The following is a 4597-nucleotide window of genomic DNA, read 5'->3' as shown; positions in this document are numbered from 1 at the left end:
GGGCAGAATCGGCTCCTCCTGCGTCGTCGCCAGGTGCGGCGCGGGTGGCTTGGCGGTCGTCTGGCCATAAGCCGAGGCAAATCCGGCCAGGACGAAAAGCCAGCCTGTCAGAAGAAGGTTTGGTACGCCGGTGCGCATGGGAGTCCGATGCCAAGCCGCACGGACTCGGGTCAAGCCCCTCAGAGGGATACGATCTGCCCGCCGCCCACTTCGTTCAGGAACGTGGCAATTCCGGCAACCTCCACACCCGCCAGCAGAGCGTCCGGCTCGATCGCCTCGGCACGCAGTCCGGCCTCGCAGGCGATGAACCGGACGTCCATGTCGAGGCAGGCCTCGCGCAGCGTCTCCAACCCCGCGACGCCACGGGATTGGATCAGGGCGTCGCGGCCGGCATCCGTCAGCCCGGACCAGTCGCGGCACAGCGCATGGCAGCCGGCATTGGTGGCGAACACCACCACCTGCCGCCCCAGCGCCGCCGCGCCCGAGGCCAGCACGAACGCGTAATGCGCCCGGTCATGCGCGCCGGAGACCAGCAGGACGCCCAGGCGGTCAGACGGCACAGGCCGGCCCTTCCGGAACGCCGTGCGCGGACAGGTCCTTGATCGTCGCCTCCGGCCCACATAGCGCGCAGGCCGGATCGGGCTTGAGCCGGATGGTGCGGAAACGGCCGTCCAGCGCGTCCCACACCAGCAAGCGGCCGGACATCGACTCGCCGATGCCCAGGATCTCCTTCAGGACCTCGGTCGCCTGCAGCGTCCCCATCACCCCGGTCACCGCCCCCAGCACCCCGGCCTCGCTGCAACTCGGCACCACGCCGGGCGGCGGCGGGGCGGCGTAGAGGCAGCGGTAGCAAGGGCCGCCCTGGTGCGGCTTGAAGGTGGAAAGCTGCCCCTCGAACCGCAGTACCGCGGCCGAGATCAGCGTCCGCCTGGCCAGCGCGCAGGCGTCCGCGACCAGGAACCGCGTCGCGAAATTGTCGGTCCCGTCGCACACGATGTCATAGCGCCCCATCAGGTCGAGCGCGTTGTCCGCCGACAGCCGCATCGCATGCGGCTCGATCGTCACGCCGGGGTTCAGGGCGGTCGCGGCCTGGGAGGCCGACGCGACCTTGGACACGCCGATCCGGTCGGTCGTGTGGGCGATCTGGCGCTGGAGGTTCGACAGTTCCACCACGTCGTCGTCGACGATGCCGATCGTGCCGATGCCGGCGGCGGCCAGATAGAGGATCAGCGGCGAGCCCAGGCCGCCGGCACCGACCACCAGCACCCGCGCGGCCTTCAGCTTCGCCTGGCCGATGCCGCCCACTTCCTGGAGCAGGATGTGGCGGGAATAGCGGTGGATGTCGTCTTCGCTGAAATCGAGGTCCATGGATGAATGATAGGGTGGCGGCCGCGGTTATAACAGGGCGGCGCTCGCCGCCTGCCGTGACGATCAAGGAGAGGCATCCGGGGCGGCCTGGCGTCGGCCGCCGCCCTTAGGCATTCGCGTTGGCCGTCCGACCTGCTATGGCCGCCATCACGCACCACGACCCGGAGAGAAGCGATGCCTCGTCCCCACGCCATGATCCTGCTCCTCGTCCCCGCCTTGGCGGCTGGCCTGTGGGCCGCACGTCCGGCAGCCGCGGCGCAGCCGATCTCACTGCGTGCCGGCAATGCCGGGGAACTGGCCGATCTCTGCGTGCCCAATCCCAAGGAGCCCGGTGCGGACGCCAAGATCAACTTCTGCCACGGCTTCGCCCAGGGCGCGCTGGACGCCGTGCGCAAGCGGGCGGAGGAGACGAAACATTTCTGCTTCCCCTCCAACGCGCCCTCGCGCGGCGTCGTGATGGCGGAATTCGCCAACTGGGCGCGCGCCCTGCCTGCCCATCGCACCGAACCCGCGGTCGACGGGTTGTTCGATTTCTTCGCCCAGCGCTTCCCCTGCAAGTAACGGAGAACGCCATGGACTCCGTCGCCGTCACCTTCGATTTCCGCCCGCGTGAGCGGGCCGTCATCGCCGATGCGCTGGGCGAGACCGCCGCGCCGGTGTTCATCGCCGACCTCGACGCGACCGGCCGGGCGGCGGCGCTGAAGGGGGCGGCGGCGGTGCTGGCGCGGAACACGAACCAGGAATTGCAGGACGAGGAGGCTGCGCTGCTGGGCTCCGCGCGCCTGCTTCAATTCATGACGGCCGGTATCGACTTCGTGAAACTCGGCCGGCTGCCCGCCGGCGTCCCGGTCGCATCCAACGGCGGCGCCTATGCCGCGGCCATGGCGGAGCACGCGCTGGGCATGGTGCTGGCCGGCGCCAAGCGGCTGATCGTCGAGCACCAGGCGTTGACGCGCGGTGAGTTCAACCAGTTCACCCGCAACCGCGTGCTGGCCGGCGGCACCTGCGGCATCATCGGCTTCGGCGGCATCGGTGAGGCCTCCGCCAGGCTGTTCCGCGCGCTGGGCATGAAGATCGTCGCGATCAACCGGCGCGGCGCGTCGGCGGAGCCGACCGACTGGATCGGCACCATGAAGGACATCGACACCCTGCTGGCGGCATCCGACGTGGTGATCGTATCGACGCCGCTGACGCCGCAGACCAACGGCATGATCGGCGCCCGTGAGCTGGCGGCGATGAAGCCCGACGCGATCCTGGTGAACCTCGCCCGCGGGGAGGTGGTGCAGGAGGACGCGCTCTACGCCCATCTGGTCGCGCATCCCGGCTTCATCGCCTGCATCGACGCCTGGTGGGTGGAACCCGAGCGGCACGGGTCGTTCCGGATGGATCATCCGTTCATGACGCTGGCGAACGTGGTCGGCTCGCCGCATAATTCGGCGTCCGTGCCGGGCCAGACCGAGGCGGCGATCCGCCGCGCGGTGGCGAACATCCGCCGCGCGCTGAACGGGGAAACGCCGCTCTACACCCTCGCTCCGCACGAGCGCATGGGCTGATCAGTTCGCCCGGACCAGCTTGACGAAGTCCTTGAGCTGGTCCGCCTCCACGTCGGACACCGCGACATAGGTCAGGCCGTCCATCCGCCAGGTGATGACGTTGAACCCGTCGCGGGTATGCAGCGAAGGCGCGGCCTCCTCGGGGCCTTTGGCGGCGAAGGCGAACAGGTTGATGGTGTGCTTGGCGCGACGGTACACCAGCGCCGCGGCGCGATGGCCCTGCACGTAATCCAGTCGACCGCCGACCAGCGGGAACCCCTCCGGGGCCAGATCCTTGACCACGGGCGACAGAGGCAGGCGCGCCGACAGCCACGGTTTCACGGTATGCTGGTCGGAGGTCAGGACGTCGGTCAGATGGTCGGCCATCATCGAGCGGACATGATCGGCCACCACGTCGCTGACCAGGGGATCCGGCGACGGGACGAGCATGAGCGTCAGCGCCACGCCGGCCAGGGCACCGGCGAGGCCGGACGCGCCGAACCCCCAGACCAGGCGTGACGGCTGGCGCGGCGGCGGCGCCGGTTCGCGTGGCAGCGCCGAGGCGATCCGGCTCGCCAGGCCCGGCGGCGCGCGGTGGACCGCCATCTTGGTGCGCAAGGCTTCGCGTGTGGTCTGGAGCGCCTCCAGCCGCGCGAGGCAGGCCGGGCAGCGATCATAATGCCGGCGCAGCAGCATGCGGCGGATGGGACCAAGCTGCCCGTCGGCGTAGGCGGTCAGGAGCGTGAGGGCGCGCTGGTGGTTCATGACCGGCCCTCCTGCACTTGCCACGCCTTGCGCAAGGCCGTGCGGGCGCGTGAAAGTCGCGACATGACCGTGCCGGGCGGCAGTTCGGTGATGGCCGCGATCTCCTTGTAAGACAGGTCTTCGATTTCGCGCAGGACCAGGACTTCACGATATTCAGCAGGGAGTTGTTCGACCAGCGTGGTCAGGGTTTCGCTGTCGACTCGTTCCAGAAGCATGGCTTCGACATTCGGTTGCGGATCGGGTTCGGCTTCGATGGTTTCATCGGCTGATTGGAACACCAGCCGTGAAGAGCGGTTGTCCTTGATCCAGTCGAGGAAGGCGTTGCGGACGATGGTCAGCAGCCAGACGCGGAAATTGGCGCCGCGAAACGCATCGAAGTAGCGGAAGGCACGCAGGTAGGCATCCTGCACGACATCCTCGGCGTCGGCGTGGTTGCCGGTCAGCCAGCGGGCGAGGTTGAACGCCGCGTCCAGGTGCGGCATCGCCAGAAGCTCGAACCGCCGTGTGCGTGCGTCGTCGGTCACATGCTGTCCTCAGCCGCCGGGGTGGCGGCACTCGTTACCATATCATGACGGGACCATGGCATGCCCCGCTCGGCATCACGTTTGGATGGTCGCGTTTGGATGCGACACTGCTCATACCTGTTCATCTCGCGTTTATTCCCGCCGGAAAAACTTTTTCTGCGGCGGGAATAGGACCTCCGTCGCGCCGGTATGGCGATCGAACCCGGTCATTCCGGCCGGGCAGATGGAGGCGATTGATGTTCAGCAGCACTTCTTCGACCGACCGCCGCGGTTTCCTGAAATGCATGACATGGGCCGGTGGCGCGATGGTGTGGACGATCACGGGCGGCGTGCCAAGGGTCAGCCTGACCGGAGAGGCCGAAGCGGCGACGACCGGCTTCACTTTCGCGCAGGTCAGCGACAGCCATC

General features: G+C 68.4%; 6 protein-coding genes. 2 read left to right on the top strand and 4 right to left on the bottom strand.

Annotated features, from left to right (window positions below; genetic code table 11):
- Positions 1-179 precede the first annotated feature (179 nt).
- Both VHB27_RS20970 and VHB27_RS20965 read right to left on the bottom strand, forming a co-directional pair.
- A complete protein-coding gene (locus VHB27_RS20970; protein WP_325604221.1) occupies positions 180-560 on the bottom strand; it encodes a DsrE/DsrF/DrsH-like family protein in 381 nt (126 codons plus the stop codon).
- Positions 550-1368: a HesA/MoeB/ThiF family protein gene (locus tag VHB27_RS20965; RefSeq protein WP_325604219.1), complete on the bottom strand. Its 819-nt coding sequence runs from the start codon at positions 1366-1368 to the stop codon at positions 550-552. The genes VHB27_RS20970 and VHB27_RS20965 overlap by 11 nt, the downstream gene beginning before the upstream one ends.
- A 174-nt stretch (positions 1369-1542) precedes the next feature.
- Here VHB27_RS20965 and VHB27_RS20960 point away from each other — a divergent pair, with 174 nt between their 5' ends.
- Together VHB27_RS20960 and VHB27_RS20955 are read left to right on the top strand one after the other, a co-directional pair.
- Positions 1543-1929: a Rap1a/Tai family immunity protein gene (locus VHB27_RS20960; protein ID WP_325604217.1), complete on the top strand. Its 387-nt coding sequence runs from the start codon at positions 1543-1545 to the stop codon at positions 1927-1929.
- Positions 1930-1940: 11 nt separating this feature from the next.
- Complete coding sequence (locus VHB27_RS20955; protein WP_325604215.1) at positions 1941-2921, top strand: NAD(P)-dependent oxidoreductase; 981 nt, start codon at positions 1941-1943, stop codon at positions 2919-2921.
- On the opposite strand, the gene VHB27_RS20950 is transcribed toward VHB27_RS20955, so the two are convergent.
- On the bottom strand, positions 2922-3665 hold the full coding sequence (locus tag VHB27_RS20950) for an anti-sigma factor family protein (RefSeq protein ID WP_325604213.1): 744 nt from the start codon (positions 3663-3665) through the stop codon (positions 2922-2924).
- Positions 3662-4189, bottom strand: a complete 528-nt coding sequence (locus tag VHB27_RS20945) for a sigma-70 family RNA polymerase sigma factor (protein ID WP_325604211.1) — start codon at positions 4187-4189, stop codon at positions 3662-3664. The genes VHB27_RS20950 and VHB27_RS20945 overlap by 4 nt, the downstream gene beginning before the upstream one ends.
- Positions 4190-4597 lie beyond the last annotated feature (408 nt).

The sequence above is a fragment of the Rhodopila sp. genome (assembly GCF_035548235.1).
In the GTDB taxonomy this organism is placed as follows: Bacteria; Pseudomonadota; Alphaproteobacteria; order Acetobacterales; family Acetobacteraceae; genus Rhodopila.
The sequence above is the reverse complement of the archived record's forward strand: the minus strand, read 5'-3'. Positions and strand labels throughout refer to the sequence as shown.